The 20,369-nt window shown below is 58.1% G+C and carries 19 protein-coding genes and 1 pseudogene; 9 read left to right on the top strand and 11 right to left on the bottom strand.

Going from position 1 to position 20,369, the window contains the following annotated elements; translation table 11 throughout:
• Positions 1–8: 8 nt before the first annotated feature.
• A complete protein-coding gene (locus ABYT07_RS05960; RefSeq protein ID WP_372990113.1) occupies positions 9–2,429 on the top strand; it encodes an FAD-dependent oxidoreductase in 2,421 nt (806 codons plus the stop codon).
• A 134-nt stretch (positions 2,430–2,563) separates the two neighbouring features.
• Here the strand turns inward: ABYT07_RS05960 and ABYT07_RS05955 are convergent, their stop codons facing one another.
• The gene (locus ABYT07_RS05955) at positions 2,564–3,871 is read right to left on the bottom strand and encodes an HlyC/CorC family transporter (RefSeq protein WP_372990112.1); all 1,308 of its coding nucleotides are present in this window, start codon (positions 3,869–3,871) and stop codon (positions 2,564–2,566) included.
• Between the two features lie 71 nt (positions 3,872–3,942).
• Here ABYT07_RS05955 and ABYT07_RS05950 point away from each other — a divergent pair, with 71 nt between their 5' ends.
• The gene (locus tag ABYT07_RS05950) at positions 3,943–4,764 is read left to right on the top strand and encodes a metallophosphoesterase (RefSeq protein ID WP_372990111.1); all 822 of its coding nucleotides are present in this window, start codon (positions 3,943–3,945) and stop codon (positions 4,762–4,764) included.
• Here ABYT07_RS05950 and ABYT07_RS05945 read toward each other — a convergent pair.
• Genes ABYT07_RS05945 through ABYT07_RS05935 form a run of 3 tightly spaced genes read right to left on the bottom strand, consistent with a single transcriptional unit; the run spans position 4,701 to position 7,374 of the window.
• Entirely contained in the window at positions 4,701–5,675 is a 975-nt protein-coding gene (locus ABYT07_RS05945; protein WP_372990110.1) for a site-specific tyrosine recombinase XerD, read from the bottom strand. The two genes, ABYT07_RS05950 and ABYT07_RS05945, sit on opposite strands and share 64 nt — an antisense overlap.
• The gene (locus ABYT07_RS05940; protein ID WP_372990108.1) at positions 5,675–7,225 is read right to left on the bottom strand and encodes a hypothetical protein; all 1,551 of its coding nucleotides are present in this window, start codon (positions 7,223–7,225) and stop codon (positions 5,675–5,677) included. The genes ABYT07_RS05945 and ABYT07_RS05940 overlap by 1 nt, the downstream gene beginning before the upstream one ends.
• Positions 7,225–7,374, bottom strand: coding sequence for a hypothetical protein (locus ABYT07_RS05935; protein WP_372990107.1), 150 nt, complete (start codon positions 7,372–7,374; stop codon positions 7,225–7,227). Before ABYT07_RS05935 ends, ABYT07_RS05940 begins: the two co-directional genes overlap by 1 nt.
• Positions 7,375–7,453: 79 nt before the next feature.
• Here ABYT07_RS05935 and ABYT07_RS05930 point away from each other — a divergent pair, with 79 nt between their 5' ends.
• Both ABYT07_RS05930 and aroB read left to right on the top strand, forming a co-directional pair.
• Positions 7,454–8,050 carry a shikimate kinase gene (locus tag ABYT07_RS05930; RefSeq protein WP_372990106.1) on the top strand — a complete coding sequence of 199 codons (597 nt, stop codon included), beginning with the start codon at positions 7,454–7,456 and terminating at the stop codon, positions 8,048–8,050.
• Entirely contained in the window at positions 8,043–9,164 is a 1,122-nt protein-coding gene (aroB, locus tag ABYT07_RS05925; RefSeq protein ID WP_372990105.1) for a 3-dehydroquinate synthase, read from the top strand. Before ABYT07_RS05930 ends, aroB begins: the two co-directional genes overlap by 8 nt.
• Here the strand turns inward: aroB and ABYT07_RS05920 are convergent, their stop codons facing one another.
• Together ABYT07_RS05920 and ABYT07_RS05915 are read right to left on the bottom strand one after the other, a co-directional pair.
• Entirely contained in the window at positions 9,165–9,608 is a 444-nt protein-coding gene (locus ABYT07_RS05920; RefSeq protein ID WP_372990104.1) for a GNAT family N-acetyltransferase, read from the bottom strand.
• Positions 9,608–10,135, bottom strand: a complete 528-nt coding sequence (locus ABYT07_RS05915) for a single-stranded DNA-binding protein (protein WP_372990103.1) — start codon at positions 10,133–10,135, stop codon at positions 9,608–9,610. Before ABYT07_RS05915 ends, ABYT07_RS05920 begins: the two co-directional genes overlap by 1 nt.
• A gap of 211 nt (positions 10,136–10,346) precedes the next feature.
• On the opposite strand from ABYT07_RS05915, the gene ABYT07_RS05910 reads away from it, so the two are divergent.
• Positions 10,347–10,931, top strand: a complete 585-nt coding sequence (locus ABYT07_RS05910; RefSeq protein ID WP_372990102.1) for a lytic transglycosylase domain-containing protein — start codon at positions 10,347–10,349, stop codon at positions 10,929–10,931.
• Positions 10,932–10,997: 66 nt separating this feature from the next.
• Here the strand turns inward: ABYT07_RS05910 and ABYT07_RS05905 are convergent, their stop codons facing one another.
• The 5 genes from ABYT07_RS05905 to miaA form a co-directional block, all read right to left on the bottom strand.
• A complete protein-coding gene (locus ABYT07_RS05905) occupies positions 10,998–13,088 on the bottom strand; it encodes a dipeptide ABC transporter ATP-binding protein (RefSeq protein WP_372990101.1) in 2,091 nt (696 codons plus the stop codon).
• Between the two features lie 67 nt (positions 13,089–13,155).
• Positions 13,156–14,622, bottom strand: coding sequence for an ABC transporter permease (locus ABYT07_RS05900; protein WP_372990100.1), 1,467 nt, complete (start codon positions 14,620–14,622; stop codon positions 13,156–13,158).
• A gap of 15 nt (positions 14,623–14,637) precedes the next feature.
• Positions 14,638–15,723, bottom strand: a complete 1,086-nt coding sequence (locus ABYT07_RS05895; protein ID WP_372990099.1) for an ABC transporter permease — start codon at positions 15,721–15,723, stop codon at positions 14,638–14,640.
• A 280-nt stretch (positions 15,724–16,003) separates the two neighbouring features.
• Complete coding sequence (locus ABYT07_RS05890; RefSeq protein ID WP_372990098.1) at positions 16,004–16,792, bottom strand: AraC family transcriptional regulator; 789 nt, start codon at positions 16,790–16,792, stop codon at positions 16,004–16,006.
• A gap of 91 nt (positions 16,793–16,883) precedes the next feature.
• Positions 16,884–17,774 carry a tRNA (adenosine(37)-N6)-dimethylallyltransferase MiaA gene (miaA, locus tag ABYT07_RS05885; protein ID WP_372990097.1) on the bottom strand — a complete coding sequence of 297 codons (891 nt, stop codon included), beginning with the start codon at positions 17,772–17,774 and terminating at the stop codon, positions 16,884–16,886.
• Between the two features lie 100 nt (positions 17,775–17,874).
• Here miaA and pyrH point away from each other — a divergent pair, with 100 nt between their 5' ends.
• From pyrH to ABYT07_RS05865, 4 genes and pseudogenes are all read left to right on the top strand, one after another.
• Positions 17,875–18,603: a UMP kinase gene (gene pyrH / locus ABYT07_RS05880; RefSeq protein WP_372990096.1), complete on the top strand. Its 729-nt coding sequence runs from the start codon at positions 17,875–17,877 to the stop codon at positions 18,601–18,603.
• Between the two features lie 95 nt (positions 18,604–18,698).
• Positions 18,699–19,262 carry a ribosome recycling factor gene (gene frr / locus ABYT07_RS05875; protein WP_372990095.1) on the top strand — a complete coding sequence of 188 codons (564 nt, stop codon included), beginning with the start codon at positions 18,699–18,701 and terminating at the stop codon, positions 19,260–19,262.
• Positions 19,262–20,002 carry a polyprenyl diphosphate synthase gene (gene uppS, locus ABYT07_RS05870; RefSeq protein WP_372990094.1) on the top strand — a complete coding sequence of 247 codons (741 nt, stop codon included), beginning with the start codon at positions 19,262–19,264 and terminating at the stop codon, positions 20,000–20,002. Before frr ends, uppS begins: the two co-directional genes overlap by 1 nt.
• A gap of 22 nt (positions 20,003–20,024) precedes the next feature.
• Positions 20,025–20,369 (top strand): annotated as a pseudogene (locus tag ABYT07_RS05865) (phosphatidate cytidylyltransferase); the annotation flags it as partial.

Here is a 20,369-nt window from a genome sequence, read left to right as displayed (position 1 = left end):
CTTCAATTATGCGCACCCATGCCCAAGCCGTTGTGATCGGGGGCGGCGTTATCGGCTGTTCGATCCTGTACCACCTGACCAAATTGGGCTGGACCGACGTTGTCTTGCTGGAACGATCCGAGCTGACATCCGGGTCAACATGGCACGCAGCCGCGAATATTCACGGGCTGCACGACAACAACAACATTACGCGCATCCAGAATTATACGATGGATCTGTATAACGCGCTTGAGGCCGAAACCGGCCAAAGCTGCGGTGTGTTCCAGCCCGGCAGTCTATATCTGGCGCAGACCGAAGCGCGCGAGCATCAGTTGCGCCTACAAGCCGCCAAGGCGAAATACTACGGTCTGAATTTCCACGAAGTCACCCGCGACGAGGCAGAGCGTTTGCACCCGCTGGTCAATTATGACGGCATCCGCTGCATCATGTTCGAACCCTCGGGCGGCAATGTGGACCCATCGGGCGTGACCAACGCCTATGCCACGGGCGCGCGGCAGAACGGGGCCGAGATCATCCGGTTTTGCCCTGTCACGGGTACCGAACAGCAACCTGACGGCAGCTGGATCGTGCGCACTGAAAAAGGGGATATTGCCACGCAGTGGATCGTGAACGCCGCAGGACTTTGGGGCCGCGAAGTGGCGGCGATGGCAGGGCTGACCTTGCCGTTGCAACCAACGGAACATCAGTATTTCGTAACCGAAACCATCCCCGAGATCGCAGGCCTTGACCGCCGCCTGCCTTCTGTCGCGGACCGTGACGGCGAATATTACCTGCGCCAAGAGGGCAAGGGACTTTTGGTCGGGGCCTATGAAAAAGACCTGCGGTTCTGGGCCGAAGACGGTACGCCGCTTGGATTTGGTCACGAGCTGTTTGCCGATGATCTGGAGCGGATTGAACCCAATATGATGCGCGCGATCGACCGGGTTCCCGCCGTTGGGACCGCTGGGATCAAACGGGTCATAAACGGTCCGATGATCTGGTCACCCGACGCCAACGTGCTGTTCGGCCCGGCACCTGAATTGCGCAACTATTTCTGTTGCAACGGGATCATTCCGGGGTTCAGCCAGTCGGGTGGCATGGGCCTCTTGGCCGCCGATTGGATCGTCACCGGTGAATCGCGCTATGATATGTTCGCGTGGGACATGGCGCGATTTGGCGATTGGGCCGATGCGGCGTTCACCAAGGCGCGGGTCGGCGACCAATATGCCAACCGTTTTAAAATCCACTTCCCCAACGAAGAACGCAGCGCGGGCCGTCCGGTGCGCACGCGCCCCGTCTATGAGACCCAAAAACAGATGGGTGCTGTGTTCGGGTTGAACTATGGTTGGGAACATCCGCTGTGGTTCGCAGATACGCCCGGCACGGCGGATACCGACGGATTTACTCGCCAGAACTGGTGGGGGCCTGTGGGTGACGAATGTCGGATGCTGCGCGAAAACGCAGGTATCATCGACATCTCGAACTTTGCGAAATACCGCTGTGCGGGGCCGGGTGCCGAAGACTGGCTGAACAGCCTGTTTGCCAACACAATGCCCAAGGCCGTCGGGCGGTCTTGCCTGACGCCGCTGATCGGGGTCCGCGGCGGTATTGCAGGCGACTTTACCGTCACGCGCTTGGGCGACGATGAATTCTGGATCATCGGGTCTGGCATGGCGGAGCGCTATCACCAGCGGTTTTTCAACGCGCTGCCGCTGCCTGACGGCACGGTCTTCGAAAGCCAGACCGTTTCCATGTGCGGCTTTAACGTCGCTGGCCCGAAATCCCGCGAGATGTTGCAGCGGCTGACGAATACCTCGTTCAAGACGGCTGATTTTCCCTTTATGCGGTCCAAATGGGTTGAGATAGCTGGCATACGCGTGCTTGCGCTGCGGGTATCCTTTACCGGTGATCTGGGCTGGGAACTGCATTGTGCTGCCGCAGATCAACCGCGGCTTTATGCAGCCTTGCTAGAAGCCGGGCATGACTTGGGGGCCGGACCTGTCGGGTCGCGTGCGCTGATGTCGCTGCGGGTCGAAAAAGGCTATGGGTCATGGGGTCGCGAATACAGCCCCGAATATTGGCCCCAGGAGGTCGGGCTTGAACGGTTGTGCAAGTTGGACAAGGATTTCCTGAACAAAGCCGCACTGCTGGATGTGCTGGACAAACCTGCCCGCGAAAGGCTGGTCGTGTTGGCGCTGGATGCGGAAGCGACGGATGCATCCAATGCCGATGCCACAGGGGGCGAGCCGATTTTTAAAGACGGGGTTGGCGTCGGGCGCGTGACGTCGGGGGCCTATGGCTACAGTGTGGGGCAATCGCTTGCGCTTGGCTTTGTGAAGGGCGTCGATGCAGGTCAGCGGGTCGAGGTGATGGTGCTGGGACGCGCGCACGGGGCCACCGTTCTGGAATCAGCCCCATTTGATCCTGAAGGTATCAGGTTGCGGGGGTAAATTTTCACTGCGTTTGACGGCGTAGACCGGGCGCGTCTGAAGGTCGCCGAAACGTCGGGCCGTGGCCCCGGGACAGCACGACACCTGGGGGCCAGCCCCCAGACCCCCGGGATATTTCTAAGCCAGAGAAGAGGCTAGAGCGGGCGGATTTTGAGTTGGGTGATGCGGTTACCGTCGCGGGCGGTCACTTCGAAGCGGAAACCGTGGAACAGGAAAACCTGTCCGGGGGTCGGGATCATCTGTGCCTCGTGGATGACGAGGCCAGCGACGGTGTTGGCTTCGTCGTCCGGCAGGTCCCATTCGGTGGTCCGGTTCAGGTCGCGCAGGGTCATTGCGCCGTCGACGAAATATTGCCCGTCTTCGGCTTTGGTTACGCCATGATCGGCATCGGGGTCAAATTCATCGGTGATTTCACCTACGATTTCTTCGAGGATATCTTCGAGGGTGATCAGGCCTTGCAGGGAGCCGTATTCGTCAACCACGAGCGCAAAATGCGTACGCCGGCGCAAGAACTGGCGCATTTGTTCGTCCAGTGTCGAGGTTTCCGGCACGAAATAGGGCTTCATCGCCACGTCGGCAATTTTGAAATCCTTGAGAGGGGTGGTTTCGCGTTCGGAATCCCCGATGCGCTTGTACATTGCACGCAGCAGGTCCTTGGCATGGATCACGCCGATGATATTTTCTGGATCATCGCGGTAGACCGGCAGGCGGGTGTGGTTGGATTCGAGGATTTGTTCGAGGATTTCAGATGGATCGTTCGCGGCATCGATCATCTCGATACCGGAGCGATGGAGCATCACTTCTTCGACCATGCGTTCGCGCAGATCCAGCGCGCCAAGAATCCGGTCGCGGTCTTCCTTTTCCACCAGCCCTTCGGAGCGGCCAAGTTGCAGCGCGCCGTCAATCTCTTCTCGCACCGCGAGGATGTTACTGTCGGGGTCGATGGTGACGCCGAACAGACGCAGTATGCCGCGCACCAGAAAGCGGACGGCACTGACCATAGGGCTGAAGATCGTCACGATGAACGAAATCGGACGCGCCACAAGGGCAGCGGCGGTTTCGGCATTGGTGATGGCATAGGTTTTCGGCAGCACTTCGGCGAAGATCAACACCAACAAGGTCATCACCAGCGTCGCCAAGGCCACGCCGGATTCGCCCAGTAGCCGGGTGAACAACGCTGTCGCCAGCGAGGTTGCAAGAATGTTCACAAGATTGTTGCCCAACAAAACCGAGCCAATCAGACGTTCGTTATCCTCAGTAATCTTGAGCGCGCGTTCGGCCCCCTTTGAGCCCTTGTCCGCTTGGGCGCGCAGCTTGCCACGCGATGCCGCCGTCAGCGCCGTTTCAGAGCCGGAAAATAGGCCGGAAAGCACCAGAAGACAGAAGATTATACCGCTGCTGATCCAGAAAGCGCTGTCGAGCATTGCGGGGGCCGTGTCCATTTGCGAAAATACCTTATGCGATTGCTGATATTCTTATGGGTGTCCGCGCCGTTTCATTCAAGGGAAAGAGCATGACAAAGCACCGAAGTATGGGGCGACTTGAGGGGCCAGTGGTGCTGTTTGGCGGGCCTTATTCCAATTTTCAAGCGACACAGGCGCTGATGCAAGCGGCGCAAGCGCGGGCCATTCCAGTAGCATCGATGATTTGCACCGGCGATGTCGTGGCTTATTGCGGCGATCCGGACATGACGATGCGCCTGTTGCAAGACGCAGGCATCGCCGTGGTGGCTGGCAATTGCGAGAAGCAGCTTGCGGCAAAGTCTCAAGACTGCGGCTGCGGGTTCGAGGCCGGTACGACCTGTGATCTGCTGTCGGCGGGGTGGTTTGCCTATGCGTCGGGGCAAGTAGACCAAGACCAGCGGGACTGGATGGGGCAGACGGCAGATGTGCTGAGCTTTGAACATGAAGGCAAGCGATATGCTGTGATCCATGGCGGCATGACGGATATCGCGCGGTTTATCTGGCCGTCGTCCGACCAGGATGTCTTGCTCGCGGAATGGACTGCGGTCGAAGCGGCGATTGGCCCGGTCGATGGGATCATCGCGGGGCATTCGGGGATTCCCTTTGTCACGTCCACACACAAGGGCGATTGGATCAATGCGGGGGTGATCGGAATGCCGCCCCATGACGGGGGACCCCAAACGCGTTTCGCGATTTTAGATGCGGACGGAGTGACGTTTCACAAGCTTGATTATGACGTGGCAGGTGCGGTTGCCGCAATGACCCGTGCAGGTCTGACACAAGGCTATCATCGCGCCTTGGAAACCGGTTACTGGCCGTCAGAGGACGTGCTGCCGCCCGTCTTGCGCGCCGCTGCGTTGGCTAGCGGATGATTTTCCAACACCAGCTCTGACAGGCGCGCCTCAAGGACATGGGTGTAGATTTCAGTCGTGGCAACATCGGCATGGCCGAGCATGGTCTGGATCGCGCGCAGGTCGGCACCGTTTGCCAGCAGATGGGTCGCAAAGGCGTGGCGCAGGGTATGGGGCGTGACTTTGGACGGATCAACGCCGCCGGCGACGGCAAATTCCTTGATCATCAGATAAAAACGATGGCGGGTCAGATAGCCGGCAGCCCCCCGCGAGGGGAACAAAAACCGCGAGGCCGGTTGTTTTTTCACCTGCGCAGCCGCGTCGATCTGGTCGCGGGCGACCAACCAATCGGTGAGAGCGACGCGGGCAGGGGGCGACAGCGGGACAAGCCGTTCCTTGTTGCCCTTGCCCATGATCAGCAACAGGCGTGGGTCGCCGCGGGTGGCGCTGACCGGCAGGCTGACCAATTCGCTCACCCGCATGCCGGTGGCGTATAGCAGCTCCATCAGGCAGGTATTGCGCAGCCGTTCATGCAGGTTGCGGCCTGAACTGCGGGCTGCCTCCAGAAGGCGGTCAACCTCTTGTTCGGTCAGGATTTTTGGCAGGCGTTTATCCTGTCCCGGCCCTGATATCTGGATCGCGGGGTTGTCGCTGCGCCAGCTTTCCTCAAAGGCGAAACGATAGAGTTGCTTGATCGCAGAAAGGCGCCGCGCCCGAGTTGATTTGGCCAGACCTTGGGCGTCACACCACACCAGATAGCGTTCGACATCGTCGCGGCCGGCGCGGGCGAAATCAGAGTTGCGGCCCGCCAGAAAGCTGTCGAAATCCTTTAGGTCGCGGCCATAGGCCAATTGGGTATTGGTCGCCGCCCCAAGTTCTGCCGCTTGCGCTTCCAGAAAGGTGGAAATCCAATGATAGGTATCGCTTTGCATCACCCGCGCTCCAGCAAGAGCACCTGAAGGCTGGCGCGCCGTGCGATATCTTCAAGCCCCAAGGCGCGCAAGGTGGACAGCCCATCGCGCAGCGCCGCTGTGTCACCGCGTGCGCCTTCTTCGAGCAGGGCAATGGAGTTCAGGATCGACGCACCAAGCTGGCCGTTTTGTGCCGCGTTGATCAGCGCCACGCGAGGTGTCGGCTGGGTAAAGGCGCTGGCGATTCCGGCGGCCTGGGGCATGTCGGGCACCGAGCCGGGCGTTTCACCACGCGCAATTGTCACCAGGAAAGTCATTTCAGGGCTAGCAGCATCGCCCAGACCAACGGATTCATAAAGCGGCGACAACAAGATGATACGGTCGCGAAACGCGGCACTGCCGCCTTCAAGGGCGATTTGTTGCAAAGGCTCGGCATAGAGCGTGGCAAAATTGACCTCAAGTTCAGCTTCTTGCATGGCGCGCCATGCGGGACCCAAAGTCTTGGAAATCGCATCGACGTTCCGTGTGCCCAGGGCGGTGTCGAACCGTTGCAAGGCTTCGACCCGGTCCCAGATGCCGCCTGACGCAGCAGCTTCGCGGTCTGTGTAAATGCCCAAGAAACGGTTGTCGGGCAGCGCACCGATGCGGGTCAGGCGTTCGGCGGCATCAAGCTGGGCTTTCCATCCTGCGATATCGCGCAGGTCCGCCACGGCATAGGCAGGGGGCAGGGTGCGGGTCGGCAGTGGCTCTCCGATCGCCTCGAACATCCGAAAGGTCAACGGGTCCATTTTGCGCGGGACAGGCAAGGGTGGCATGCCTTCAAACAAGTCGGGGTTCAAAAAGCGATCCAACAGCGCAAGATCCGCCTCGGCGAGCAATTGCAAGGCCTGCGCCGATCCCAAGGTAAGCGCGGCATTGTCCCATTTTCCTGCACGTGCCGCACAAAGAATGCGCACGCCGTAATCGGACGACAGATACGGTTTACCGGTCAAAAGCTGGCACGCCCGGTCCTCGACCCCCAGCAGCAGGCTGATTTGCATCCACAGCGCAAAATGATCCGGTGATGTTGCAACGCCTGCCTGTTCGATCAGCGACAGAGCAGGGTCAAGTGCACCGGCCTCCATCAGGGCTTTGACGCGTGCCAGCGCCAAAAGGTCGCCTTGTTTGGCAGCGGTCTGGGGGGCGGTCGCCTCGGCCAATAGCAGTGTATAAAGGAGCGACCGCGCAGCAGGCAGGTGCAAGTCGGGCAATTGGTCAAGCAATCGGGCAATCGCGACCGTTTCGCTGCCTTGCCAGATGTCCAGCGGCAAGCCTGTCACCGATGGCGGCACCAATCCGATGGCGCGCGGGCTGCCCTCGCCCAAGGGCGTTACCGTCACAACGGGGGGCAGGGCCGATGTCGCCACCGGCGCTTCGCCCGGTTTTGCAACAACGGCGGTTTTGGGAATCACTTTGGGCTTTTCGCCAAGCCAATCGATCACCGACAGCGGTGCTTCTTGGGTATTTTGTGCAGGCGTGACGTTGGGCAGCGCCATCAGGCACAGCACCCCAAAATGCCGCAGAACCTGCATTATTGGCCTTCCAACGTGACAGGTTCGCGCATTTCGATCTGCGGAGGGGCAAATTGCGCGCCAAAAAACGGGCCGACATATGCATAAATTGCAAGTCCGATAAACCCGATGATTATAAGGTAAATCAAAAACTTGATCAGTTTGCCCATAAGTTCTGCCTGCTTTCAGTCGCATATTTTCTTCATCTATATATGGCCTTTTCCCTAAGATCACGTCATTCAGATAAAAATGAGCGGATTTGAGCAAACCACAGCCGATCAGGCCCCCAACCCGACCAAATACCGTCTTAAGAAAACGGTTGTACTGGTCGGTATGATGGGGGCTGGCAAGACCGCTGTAGGCCGTGCCTTGGCGGCCAAACTTGGGGTGCCCTTCCTTGACAGCGATCACGAGATCGAGACAGCCGCGAACCTGACCGTGCCCGAAATCTTTGAGCGCGACGGAGAGCCGTTTTTTCGCAAGCGTGAATCCGAAGTCATCGCGCGTCTGCTGGACGAAGAACCCGGAATCCTGTCTACCGGTGGCGGTGCCTTTCTGGCCCAGGTCAACCGAGAAAATATCTCGGAAAAAGGGGTTTCGGTCTGGTTGGATGCGGATTTGGATCTGCTGTGGAACCGCGTCCGGCATAAAGCCAGCCGGCCGCTGCTGCGCACATCAAATCCGCGCGCAACCCTTGCGGGAATCTTCAAGGATCGTGTGCCAATCTATAAATTGGCTGATATTTCAGTATCTTGCCAGCCGTCCTTGTCTATTGACGCGATGGCAAACCGGGTGATCCAGACGCTGTTGTCCCGCCCAGATGTATTAGAGAATAATGATGCGTGAAAAAGTCCATGTCGCCCTGCCGGGGCGTGAATATGATATTCTGATCGGACCCGGTCTGCTGGCCGAAGCGGGCGCGCACATAGCCCCCTTGCTGCGCCGCCCCCGCGTGGTTGTGATCAGCGACGACACCGTTGCAGCACTGCATCTGGACGCGTTGCGCGCAGGTCTTGCTGCCGATGGCATCACCCTTGAGGCGCTCAGCCTGCCCCCCGGGGAAGGCACCAAATGCTGGGCGCAACTGACCCGCTGTGTCGATTGGCTGCTGGACCAGAAGGTCGAACGCAACGATGTGGTCGTGGCCTTTGGCGGTGGTGTAATTGGCGATTTGGTCGGCTTTGCAGCTGCGATCCTGCGCCGTGGTGTGCGGTTTGTGCAAATCCCCACGTCCTTGTTGGCGCAGGTCGACAGTTCGGTCGGGGGTAAAACCGGTATTAATGTGGCCCAAGGCAAGAACCTGATTGGTGCCTTTCATCAGCCGTCGCTTGTGTTGGCCGATACTGCTGTTCTGGGCACGCTTGAGGCGCGCGATTTTCTGGCAGGCTATGGCGAGGTCGTGAAATACGGCATGCTGGGCGACGCGGATTTCTTTGACTGGCTCGAAGTGCAAGGTCCTGCCTTGGCTGCCGGTGACATGGCCGCGCGCGTCGAGGCAGTCCGCCGTTCGGTTCAGATGAAAGCCGATATCGTGACGCGAGACGAGACAGAGCAGGGCGAACGCGCGTTGCTGAATCTTGGCCACACATTCTGCCACGCGCTTGAGGCGGCGACCGGCTATTCCAACCGTCTGTTGCATGGCGAAGGGGTCGCGATCGGCTGCGCGCTGGCGTTCGAATTGTCTGCGCGTATGGGCCTTTGCGCCCAAGAAGACCCAAGCCGTGTGCGGGCCCATCTGAAAACCATGGGCATGAAGACTGACCTGAAAGACATCGCAGGCGATTTGCCCGATGCAGACGCGCTGCTGGATCTGATGGGGCAGGATAAAAAGGTCGTGGACGGGAAGCTGAATTTTATTCTGGCCCGCAGCATCGGCGATGCTTTTGTAACTGATGACGTGCAGCGCGACGTTGTGCGCAAGATGCTTACCGAAGCACTGGCAGACCGCCAGGCCCGATAGCTAGACCAGGTCAGCGTTACGCAAAACCATCGCGAATTTGTCTTTTGACGAAAACCCAATCGCTTCGTAAAAGCCGGTTGCGCCGCGGCCCTGACCGGTCATGAGCATGAGCTTGTACGCATTCGCGTTCCACGCTGCATCAATGGCGGCTTGCAAGACGCACCGACCATACCCCTGACGTTGCAGCGATTTGCGGGTTACGACATTCTCGATCAGTCCGTAAGGGCGCGCATTCCAGAGAACATTTGGTAAAAGATGTAATGTAACCATGGCGGCAAGTGTTTCGTCGTTAAAAACGCCAAAAACCTGCGTACCGCTGTGGGTGATGACCGCAGCAAAGTCGGAAGGGGCGGTCGCTTTAGGGCCCACCGTTAGCTCGTTATAAAGTACCAAGGCTTGCGCCGCATCTGACAGGGTCAAAAGACGCGGCGCAATGATCGGCATTAGAACGGGATTTCGTCGTCCAAGTCGCGCGATGATCCACCGCCACCACCCGAATTGCCGCCACCGGATGATGGGCCAGAATCGTAGCCACCACCATAGCCGCCCTGATCAGACCGGCCGCTGTCATAGCCACCGCCGCCGGAGCCGCCGCCATCACGGCCACCGCCGCCGCCGTCACGGCCATCCAGCATGGTCAATGTGCCACCGAATCCTTGCAGCACCACTTCGGTGCTGTAGCGATCAGCACCAGACTGGTCCTGCCATTTGCGGGTCTGCAACTGGCCTTCGATGTACACTTTGGATCCTTTTTTCAGGTACTGTTCCGCGATGCGCACCAGACCTTCTTGAAAAATCGCGACCGTGTGCCATTCGGTTTTCTCGCGCCGCTCCCCGGTATTGCGGTCTTTCCATGTCTCGGATGTCGCGATGCGCAGGTTGCACACTTTTCCGCCATTCTGGAAAGAACGCACTTCGGGATCCGCCCCCAGATTGCCGATAAGGATCACTTTGTTAACTGAGCCGGCCATAATGCCCCCTGTCTGCCTAAAGGTTGTCAGGCCCCCGCGAATCCCGCGCAGGCCATCGATTGGCCGACGTTATACCGAGGGCAGGCCGCAAGAAACAGGCTTAAGCGGATCATTCGGCAGGATAACCCGAATTGTGAGGTTGATTAAGAGGTGGCGGTATGCGTTGATTTCGCTATTGTCCGGCGAAGCTGGAAATTGGGCTGGAGGCTGCATGAAAAAACTGCTGATCACTTCGCTATGCTGTGTGTTTGCATTCGGCGGGCCTGCGTCGGCTGACGTGTTTTCATCGAAAAGCAGGTCCAAGCTGTTTGCCTCGCAGAAAAAGCTGCTCGATACCCGCGCGTCCAAGCAGTATGCGTCTTCGGTCCGGTTGCAACCGCAGCGGGTCACGACGCCGACCAAATGGGATGTGCCAAAATACAATGGCAAGTATCGCGGCGAATATCACAGCATGGCCCGCGAAGCCGCCCGCCGCCATGGTATCCCCGAAGATTTATTCTTGCGGTTGGTGCAGCAGGAAAGCGGCTGGAACCCCGGTGCCAAGTCTCATAAAGGCGCTATGGGATTGGCGCAGTTGATGCCTGACACTGCACGGGTTCTGCGCGTCGATCCAAAGGACCCGTATCAGAACCTTGATGGCGGCGCGCACTACCTCAAGAAACAATACCGCGACTTCGGGACATGGAACCTTGCCTTGGCTGCCTATAATGCGGGGCCAGGCGCGGTCAAGAAATACGGCGGCGTCCCCCCGTACAAAGAAACCAAAAACTACGTCAAAGTGATCGCAGGCCTGTAAGCCCCCCGATCTCGACCCTGTTCAGACCCTAGGCATCAGACCCGAAACGGTAATGACGCGGCCAGATTACTCTGCCGCGACATTAAGTTCGATCACCGGCTCCATCTCGGCCAGCTGCGCGTCGGTCAGGTGGCATTTCACCTGATGCCCGTCTGCGACCGACCGCAATTTTGGCACCTCGGTTTCGCATTTATCGCCCGCGACCTGCGATTTCCAACGGCAGCGCGTCTGGAACGGGCAACCGGGCGGCGGGTTCATAGCCGAGGGCACATCGCCTTCAAGCACGATGTGCTTTTTCTTGACCCGCGTATCGGCAATGGGGACGGCAGATAGCAACGCTTCGGTATAGGGGTGATAGGGGGGCGAAAACACCTGATCTGTGGTGCCCAATTCGACAACATGGCCCAGATACATGACCATCACACGGTCGCTTAGATAGCGTACGATGCTCAGGTCGTGGCTGATGAATAGCAAAGTGGTTTTATGTTCGCGCTGAATTTCCATCAACAGATCAGTCACGGCGGCCTGCACCGATACGTCCAACGCAGAAACTGGTTCGTCGGCCACGACGATCCGCGCATCCCCCGCAAAGGCTCGCGCAATGCCCACCCGTTGCTTTTGCCCGCCCGACAGTTGCCGCGGCATGCGGTTGGCAAATTCTCGGGGCAGTTTGACCAGATCCAACAGCTCCAGCATGCGCTTGGTGCGGTCTTTGTTGTTCTTGCCGATTTTGAATATTTCAAGCGCGCGGATAATCTGACGCCCGACAGTCATCGACGGATTGAGCGTATCAAACGGGTTCTGAAATACCATTTGGATGTCCGCAACATTCTGCGTTGTCCGCTTTTCAATCGGGGTATTGCCAATGTCCTGACCATCCAGCAGCACCTGACCCGAGGTCGCAGTCTCGAGCCCCATCAACACCTTTGCAAAAGTCGATTTGCCACAACCGGATTCCCCGACAATCGCCAAGGTCTCGGATTCGCGCGCCTCAAAGCTCAGCTCCTCATTGGCCTTCACCACCTTGGTGGCCGCCCCGCCAAACATCGAATTGGCGGCGACCTCGTAGTATTTCTTCAGTTTGTCCATCTTCAGGACAACTTCGCCAATCTCGCCCTTTTGTTTGACATCGGCCAGTTCGAGCGGTGCTTTCCAGTCGATCTCCTTGAACTTAAGACAACGGGTGGCGTGGCGCTCGTTGCCGGGCACATCCTCCATCATGATCACGCCTTGATCGCATCGCCCTGCCTCAAAGTAATCGCAGCGAGGGCCAAAGTTACAGCCATTGGGCCGCTCGTGGGGCAGGGGAAAGTTACCGGGAATAGCAATCAGGGGGCGGGCATTCTTGTCGGCACCGGGCAGCGGGATAGACCGGAACAACGCCTGCGTATAAGGGTGCTGCATCTCGTCAAACACGTCCTCGATCGACCCGCGCTCGACCGCTTCGCCGGAATACATGACGCAAATGCGGTCGCAGGTCTCAAGCACCAATCCAAGGTTGTGGCTAATAAACAGCATCGACGTACCGTATTTCCGCCCCAGTTCCTTGACCAGTTCGACAATCGACGCTTCGACCGTCACATCGAGGGCGGTGGTCGGCTCGTCCAAGATCAACAAGGCAGGTTCAGACATCAAGGCCATCGCAATGACGATCCGCTGCTGTTGCCCGCCAGAAAGCTGATGCGGATAGGCCTTCAGAATACGCTCGGGGTCGGGCAGCTTTACATCCGTGACCAATTGCAACGCGCGGGCATAGGCCTCTTTCTCAGAGATACCGGCATGGATCATCGGCACTTCCATCAACTGCCGGCCGATCCGCATCGCAGGGTTCAGCGACGCCATCGGCTCTTGATAGATCATCGCGATCTGGCTGCCGCGGATGTCGCGCAACTCCTCGTCACTCATCTCGCTCAGATCGCGTCCCTTGAACTTGATCGACCCGCCGACGACGCGCCCGTTCACCCCAAGATCCTGCATTACCCCAAGGGCCACGGTGGATTTCCCACAGCCGCTTTCGCCCACCAATCCTACCGCCTCACCAGGTTTGACCGAGACAGAAAAGTCCATCACGGCGGGAATTTCCCGCAAACGGGTGAAAAACGAAATCGACAGCTTGTCGATCTCTAGAATGGGGCCGTCATACTCAAGCTTCGCCATGGTCCGTCTCCCTTGACCGGATGGTCGCATACCCTGCTTCCAAATGGTCCTAAATCCCGTCCTCAAATCAGTCGCGCAAACTTTCTTCGCGCAGCCCGTCCGCCAACAGGTTAAGCCCCAAAACCAAGCTTAACAAAGCCAGCGCAGGCGCAATCGCAGCATGCGGATACAGTGACAACAACCGCCGTCCAGCATTGATCGTCGTGCCCCAATCAGGGCTTTCCGATTCCAACCCAAGCCCAAAGAACCCCAAAGTCCCCAAAAGGATCGTGGTATAGCCAATCCGCAAACAAAAATCGACAATCAGCGGGCCACGCGCGTTGGGCAAAATCTCCCATAGCATGATGTACCACGGGCCTTCGCCACGGGTCTGCGCAGCCGCCACATAATCGCGGGTTTTGATGTCAAGCGCGAGGCCGCGCACGATCCGAAACACCGTCGGCGCATTCACAAAAACCACGGCAACAAACACCACCAGCAATCCGGGCCCGATATCAAACAGATCCAGAAAGGTCGGCAAGCCGGGGATCGTATAGGTCGTTGTCTTTACCAAAGCCCCGTCATTCGAAATCATCGACAAATAAAGCCAGCCGATCACCCCCAGCACCACAATCAAAACCGGTGTGCGCAGCGATGGCTGCGTATAAAGCCGCGAATTCAACAGCACTGCCAGAAACACCAGTGGAAAGATAAACAGAACTATCGCCATGTAACTGGGCAGGCCTGTCAGCACGATCTCGGGGGTGACCAGCAGATAAAAGATCAAGATCACCGGAAAGGCGAGGATCAGGTTTGCCAGAAAGCTAAGGAAAACGTCCAGCTTACCACCGTAATATCCGGCTGGCAGCCCCAAGGTGATCCCGACCATAAAGGCAAAGATCGTCGCCATCGGTGCGATCTGGATCACAACCCATGACCCCTTGATCAAGCGGCTGAACACGTCGCGGGCCAGATTGTCACCGCCCAACAAAAACCACTGGTAATCCTCAGGTTCTGCGCGGGCCAGCGCGGTGCCGGGTAGTTTGTTCTTCATGCCGGACACCTGGCTTAGGCTGTCATGGGTGACCAGCAGGTCAAACACGCCGCCCAGTATGCCTGTGAATACCCAGAACATCACCAAGGCAAAGCCGATCATGCCCACGGTGCTGTCAAACAGCTTGCCATACAGGCCCAGCCTACGCTTGTACTTGATCGACAGCGCAAAGGTCAGGATCAGTGCAATCCAGACCGGCACAAATTGGCGGGACATGCCGCCGATAATGCCTGCTGATGGGCCCATCACAACGCCTGCCAGCAGATACAACAGCACCACCCCGAGCGAGACGAAAAACCCGTAGGCCCCGACCGTGCCAATCAGGCCTGTTACGCCTTGATTGGCCGCAGTCACGCCGCCCGTGCCAAGGGTTCGCACATCTGCGGCAGGAAGGAATGACAATATGATTTGCACCACATAGGCTACCACCATAATGCCAACAGCCAGCCCGAAAATCGGGTTCAACCAGCTCATCGAGCCTGTCCATGTCAAAGCTTCCATGTCCTTGCCCTTTCTTTAGGTGATGCGGATGCGGGGGTTCAAAAACACATAGCCGATATCGGAAATCAGCTGCGTGACCAGAACCACGATGACCGACACGACCGACACGGCCAGCAGTAATTCGATATCGTTATTCGATGCCGCTTGTACCAATAGCCAACCAAAGCCTTTGTAATTGAACAATGTTTCAACAATGACCACGCCGTTCAGCAGCCATGGGATTTGCAGCATGATCACCGTAAAGGGTGCTATCAGCGCGTTGCGCAGGGCATGTTTCAGCACGATGTCGCTGAACTTGACCCCCTTAAGACGCGCGGTGCGGATGTACTGCGCGGTCATGACTTCGGTCATCGATGCACGTGTCATGCGGGCAATATAGCCCATACCATAAAGCGAAATGGTCAGGACCGGCAAAAAGAAGTTCCAAAAGGTTGCATCCGCCATCGCGCTGGTCGCCGACCCCAGAAACAAGGTCTTGCTGTCAATCCAGCCCCAATCCGCCAACAGGGGCGACAGACCAAAGCGCGACGATGCCAGCACCGCGATAAAGATCACACCCGAGACGTATTCAGGCGTCGCCGTGGTCGCGATCGAAAAGGTCGACAGCGACCGGTCCAGCCGCGATCCCTCGCGCATGCCCGCCAGCACCCCCACCAGCAAGGCCGACGGCACCATGAGCAAAATCACGCACAGCATCAGCTTGCCGGTTAGGGCCAGCCGGGTCAGGACCGTGGGGCCGACGTCTTCTTTGAACACGGTCGAAAAACCCCAGTCACCCTGAATTATGCCGCAAAAATTCGGGCGGTCTTCTGGGGGCGTGCCATCACCAAAACAGCGGCCAAAGACTTTGCCATCCTCGGTTTCCGTGACCCAGCCCGGCACGACGCCCAACCACCGGCCGAACTTGATCGGCGTGGGATCCAGATAGCCACGGTTGCCCAGATAGCTTTCGACAGCCTCGTCCGACATGCGAAAGTTGCCTTGGGTCTTGGCCAGTTTTTCAAGGTTGGGGTAAAGATTGGTCAACCAAAACACGATGAACGTCAGGCAAAGAGCCGTCAGCAGCATCACGCCCAAGCGGCGGAGGATGAATATTCCCATGGAACGTCCCTGTGGCTTAGCGGCGGGTTGATCCAGCCGATATTGCAGGCGCATGGCCCTTGTTTGATTAAGTACACCTCAAGCGCTGCGTTTCGCAGTCTTCATTGGGGTGCGGTGTCTCCCTTGATTGTCGCCAATCTGCCGTAAAAGCAGCTGCCGAAAACCGATCTTTCAGTCTTATCAAACATATGAGGCACCATATAACGTCAAAGGTCAACGCCGGGTTTCGACCTTTGTGGGTCAGAAAGCGACATTGACCCATTCTGTTCGCGACATGTGGTCATGCCTTGGCCGGTCGTAACTTGCTTGGGGGGTGCCCGGTGTGCTGCTGAATAAAGCGGGTGAAATAGGCGGCCGATCCAAAGCCAAGATGTTGTGCGATGTTGCGTGCGGAAAACGATGTGGTCATCAGCAGATCGCGTGCTGCATGGACAACACGCTCGGTCAGGATATCCGCTGCGGTCTTGCCGGTGGCGGTCTTGACCGCGCGGGTTAAATGCGTCGGCGTTACGCCCAAAGTCTGCGCATAGGCCGCCATCGGGGCCCCTGTGGCATAGCGGTCTGCGACCATCTCGCAAAAACGCCCACTCAGCCGGGCACCGGCGCTGCGTTTTTCGGGGATATGTTCATCCATCGTGATCTGGCGGCGCAACCAGACTGACATCAGCGCCGCATGCCCCTCAAGCGCATCTTGCGACAAGGGGCGCCGTGCTTGCTGTTCGCGCTGTGCCGCTTCGATCAGGCTGGTCAGTTCGGTTTGCGCTTGCACATCACGTATCCGCAAATGGCGCGGCATCTGGGGCAGGCGCATCGGTGTGCCGTCAGGTATCACGATCGCCTGACCGAATCCCTGCCTCCCGATTTCAAGCGCGAACAGCGATTTTGCAGGGATAAAGATCGCATTATGCGCGCCAACCCCGCGCCGTTGCCCGTCAAGTTGCAGCAGCCCCTGACCCCGTGTGATCCACAGCAGCAGATGCGCCGGACGGTCATGGCACAGGGCCAAACGCCAGTCTTGCCCAAGCGACAGTTGCGCCAACGTCAACACTTCTACCGCACCTAAGGTCATTTCCGCCCTTCATCGTGAATGTAAAACTATATCAGCAGTGTACATATCTTTTCACGAGACATAAATCACATTTGTGAAATCTATGCAGGTGCTATGACGGCGCGTATTTCAACCAGTCGCCGGTATTCCTGCGCAGCCATGTCCGTTGCCTTTTGGCATATCGCCGTGTCGCGATGATCGCATTTTCACGCGCAATATCAAGGCTGGTCCGGCCCGCAAGATAGCCGACAAGTTCCGGCACTCCGATGGCACGATGTGCGGGCAGGTTGGGGTCATAGGATGGGGCAACCTGCGCTACTTCGTCCAGCGCACCTTGGTCCAGCATCTGGTCAAAGCGGCGGATGATGCGCGCGTTCAGCCACTCCTTGTCAGCCTCGACGGCGATCGCTGTGCAGGCGTTCAGCGGCAACAGCGGCGGCGGCGTGGCGTCTTGCCAACTGGCCAGACTGCGGCCTGTCGCTGTCAGGACTTCCCAAGCGCGCTTTACGCGCATGGGGTTATTCATATCAATGCGCGCTGAGGTTTCAGGGTCCAGCGCCGCCGTCAGCTCTGCCAACGACAGTGCGTTGCCTTCGGCGCGAATAGCATCGGGCGTGGCTGGAATATCGGCAAGCCCCCCGGTCAGCGCGCCAAAGTACAGCCCTGTGCCGCCCACGATGATCGGTCTTTGCCCCCCGTGCAGGATGTCGCTGACCTCGCGCAGCCAATGCCCAACGGAATAGGGCGCATCTGCCGCAACATGACCATAAAGCAGATGGGGCGCGCTTGCCTCCTCTTCCTTTGATGGGCGCGCGGAAATCACCCGCCAGCAGTCATAGACCTGACTGGCGTCCGCGTTCACGATGACGCCCCCCTGGGTCCGCGCAATCGCCAGCGCCAAGGCGGATTTGCCCGACGCCGTCGGCCCCGCGATCAGCACGGGCAGCGCAGGATCAACCGCAGACAGCACGGCAGCAGGGGTGGTAAGCGGAAAGACTGGCATTTCTTTGCATAGACCTTTGACGGAGCATTGAACATTCCGGCCATTTGCGACATTTTGCGCCACAAAGAAAACCCCTCCTTCACCCTCGAAAGGTGCCCTGATGATTGATACCCTCCCAAAAGTGACATTCAAACGGGTCATGCTCAAGATTTCGGGCGAGGCATTGATGGGCGATCAGGGCTTTGGCCTGCACCCGCCAACAGTCCAGCGTATCGCAAACGAGGTAAAATCGGTGCACGATCTCGGGGTCGAAATTTGCATGGTCATCGGTGGCGGCAACATTTTTCGCGGCCTTCAGGGCAGCGCGCAAGGCATGGAGCGGACGACGGCAGATTACATGGGCATGCTGGCCACGGTGATGAACGCGCTGGCGATGCAATCTGCCCTTGAAGAACTGAACATCCACACCCGCGTGATTTCCGCAATCACCATGAACGAAGTCGCCGAACCCTATATCCGCCGCCGCGCCGTGCGCCATCTTGAGAAAAAGCGCGTGTGCATTTTTGCAGCCGGCACCGGCAACCCATATTTCACAACCGACACTGCCGCGACCCTGCGCGCCAATGAAATGGCCTGCGAGGCGATTTTCAAAGGCACCAAGGTCGATGGCGTCTATGACAAAGACCCTGCCAAGCACGATGATGCCAAGCGTTATGACACCGTCAGCTATGACGATGTGCTGCAAAAGCGTCTTGGGGTGATGGATGCCTCAGCCATTGCTTTGGCGCGCGACAACAACCTGCCGATCATCGTATTCTCGCTGGACGAGCCGGGCGGTTTCCGCGGTATCCTTGCCGGTCAGGGCACATATACGCGCGTCCAAGGCTAAGCTTGACGGCCGGGCAGGCGCCTTTCGCTATACAAAAGGGCGCTGATAGCGCTATATCGACTAAACTTTCGACACATTAAACGACCGGGGACATCATGTCAGACGAATTTATGCTGGATACCGACGATCTTGAACGCCGCATGGACGGGGCGATTGCGTCTTTGCGCACTGAATTTGCGTCGCTGCGCACGGGGCGTGGGTCTGCATCGATGCTGGACCCGATTATGGTGGATGCCTACGGGACCAAAACGCCGATCAATCAGGTTGGCACTGTCAATGTGCCCGAACCGCGCATGGTGACGATCAACGTTTGGGACAAAAGCCTTGTCGGCAAGGTCGAAAAAGCGATCCGCGAATCCGGTTTGGGAATCAACCCTCAGCTGAATGGCACGATCATCATGCTGCCCATTCCGGAACTGAACGAAGAACGCCGTACCCAGCTGACCAAGGTCGCGGGCCAATATGGCGAACACGCCCGCGTGTCGATCCGCAACATCCGCCGCGACGGCATGGACCAGATCAAAAAGGCCAAGGCCGATGGCATGTCGGAAGATGACCAAAAGGTCTGGGAGGGCGAGGTTCAGGACATGACGAACAAATATATCGCCATGATCGACGATCAGCTTGAGACCAAACAAGCAGAGATCATGCAGGTCTGATGCCCTCAACGCCGCATCCCACGTCTGAACTTGTTCCCGGCGCACCGCGCCACGTGGCGATCATCATGGATGGCAACGGTCGTTGGGCCACGCAACGGGGTCGGCCGCGTCTGTTCGGCCACCACGCCGGGGCCAAGCGCGTTCGCGAGATCGTTGAGGCATGTCCCCATTTCGGGGTCGAATACCTGACGATTTTTGCATTCTCGACGGAAAACTGGAAACGTACCCAGGTCGAAGTCGCGGGCCTGATGAGCCTGTTTCGCCGCTATATTTCCAAAGAAACCCGTGCCCTTAGCGAATATGGCGTGCGCGTCCGTTTTATCGGGGATCGGGTCAAGCTGGATAAAAAGCTGATCAAGCTGATGCACGAGCTTGAGAAGGCGACGGAACATAACACCCGTGTGCACCTGACGATTGCGCTGAATTATGGCGGCCGCGATGAAGTCGCCCGTGCCACGCAACGATTGGCCGAAGATGTGGCCTCCGGGCAGCTTGATCCCAAGGACGTGGATGAAGAAACGCTGCCCCGCTATCTGGATACCCATGTGCTGCCAGATCCCGATCTTGTGATCCGCACCAGCGGCGAGGCACGGATTTCCAACTTTTTGCTCTGGCAATCGGCCTATGCGGAATATGAATTTATCGACACGCTGTGGCCCGATTTCTCGAAAGAGGAATTTGGCCTTCTTTGCGCGGCCTTTGGCGTGAGAGATCGCCGCTTTGGTGCCGTCGCAAAATGACCACATCGCCGGGAGGGGCATCATGACATCATCTTCGGAACGCTGGTCGGACCTGACTGCGCGCGTGGGGTCGGGCATTGCGATGGTTATCATCGGTCTGGGCGGCATATTTGTCGGTGGGCATCTGTTCCATCTGATGATCGCGGCGATCTGCGGTGTGATGGCGTGGGAATTGATGTTGATGCTGAACCCTGAAAAGCGCGATTTGCGCTGGCAGCTTGGCCTTCTGGTCGGAGGGGCCACATTGGCCGCGATGTATCTGCCCATTGGTTTTGCTCTCCCGATCCTGCTGGCCCCTGCGATGGTCGGCTTTGGCCAGCTTGAAAAACACCGGACGGTTTTCATGTGCTTTACCGTGCTGATTGTG

The organism is Sulfitobacter sp. (assembly GCF_041552635.1).
In the GTDB taxonomy this organism is placed as follows: domain Bacteria; phylum Pseudomonadota; class Alphaproteobacteria; order Rhodobacterales; family Rhodobacteraceae; genus Sulfitobacter.
Note: the sequence above shows the minus strand (reverse complement) of the source record. Positions and strands in the feature narration are given on the sequence as shown.

Excerpts from the sequence above, each read along its gene's own strand:
- ABYT07_RS05910 (WP_372990102.1), top strand. The coding sequence starts at position 10,347 with ATGAAAAAACTGCTGATCACTTCGCTATGCTGTGTGTTTGCATTCGGC.
- ABYT07_RS05950 (WP_372990111.1), top strand. The coding sequence starts at position 3,943 with ATGACAAAGCACCGAAGTATGGGGCGACTTGAGGGGCCAGTGGTGCTG.
- frr (WP_372990095.1), top strand. The coding sequence starts at position 18,699 with ATGTCAGACGAATTTATGCTGGATACCGACGATCTTGAACGCCGCATG.
- ABYT07_RS05940 (WP_372990108.1), bottom strand. The coding sequence starts at position 7,225 with ATGCAGGTTCTGCGGCATTTTGGGGTGCTGTGCCTGATGGCGCTGCCC.
- ABYT07_RS05945 (WP_372990110.1), bottom strand. The coding sequence starts at position 5,675 with ATGCAAAGCGATACCTATCATTGGATTTCCACCTTTCTGGAAGCGCAA.
- miaA (WP_372990097.1), bottom strand. The coding sequence starts at position 17,774 with ATGCCAGTCTTTCCGCTTACCACCCCTGCTGCCGTGCTGTCTGCGGTT.
- ABYT07_RS05955 (WP_372990112.1), bottom strand. The coding sequence starts at position 3,871 with ATGGACACGGCCCCCGCAATGCTCGACAGCGCTTTCTGGATCAGCAGC.
- ABYT07_RS05935 (WP_372990107.1), bottom strand. The coding sequence starts at position 7,374 with ATGGGCAAACTGATCAAGTTTTTGATTTACCTTATAATCATCGGGTTT.
- ABYT07_RS05930 (WP_372990106.1), top strand. The coding sequence starts at position 7,454 with ATGAGCGGATTTGAGCAAACCACAGCCGATCAGGCCCCCAACCCGACC.
- pyrH (WP_372990096.1), top strand. The coding sequence starts at position 17,875 with ATGATTGATACCCTCCCAAAAGTGACATTCAAACGGGTCATGCTCAAG.
- ABYT07_RS05915 (WP_372990103.1), bottom strand. The coding sequence starts at position 10,135 with ATGGCCGGCTCAGTTAACAAAGTGATCCTTATCGGCAATCTGGGGGCG.
- ABYT07_RS05890 (WP_372990098.1), bottom strand. The coding sequence starts at position 16,792 with ATGACCTTAGGTGCGGTAGAAGTGTTGACGTTGGCGCAACTGTCGCTT.
- ABYT07_RS05905 (WP_372990101.1), bottom strand. The coding sequence starts at position 13,088 with ATGGCGAAGCTTGAGTATGACGGCCCCATTCTAGAGATCGACAAGCTG.
- ABYT07_RS05900 (WP_372990100.1), bottom strand. The coding sequence starts at position 14,622 with ATGGAAGCTTTGACATGGACAGGCTCGATGAGCTGGTTGAACCCGATT.
- aroB (WP_372990105.1), top strand. The coding sequence starts at position 8,043 with ATGCGTGAAAAAGTCCATGTCGCCCTGCCGGGGCGTGAATATGATATT.
- ABYT07_RS05920 (WP_372990104.1), bottom strand. The coding sequence starts at position 9,608 with ATGCCGATCATTGCGCCGCGTCTTTTGACCCTGTCAGATGCGGCGCAA.
- ABYT07_RS05895 (WP_372990099.1), bottom strand. The coding sequence starts at position 15,723 with ATGGGAATATTCATCCTCCGCCGCTTGGGCGTGATGCTGCTGACGGCT.
- uppS (WP_372990094.1), top strand. The coding sequence starts at position 19,262 with ATGCCCTCAACGCCGCATCCCACGTCTGAACTTGTTCCCGGCGCACCG.
- ABYT07_RS05960 (WP_372990113.1), top strand. The coding sequence starts at position 9 with ATGCGCACCCATGCCCAAGCCGTTGTGATCGGGGGCGGCGTTATCGGC.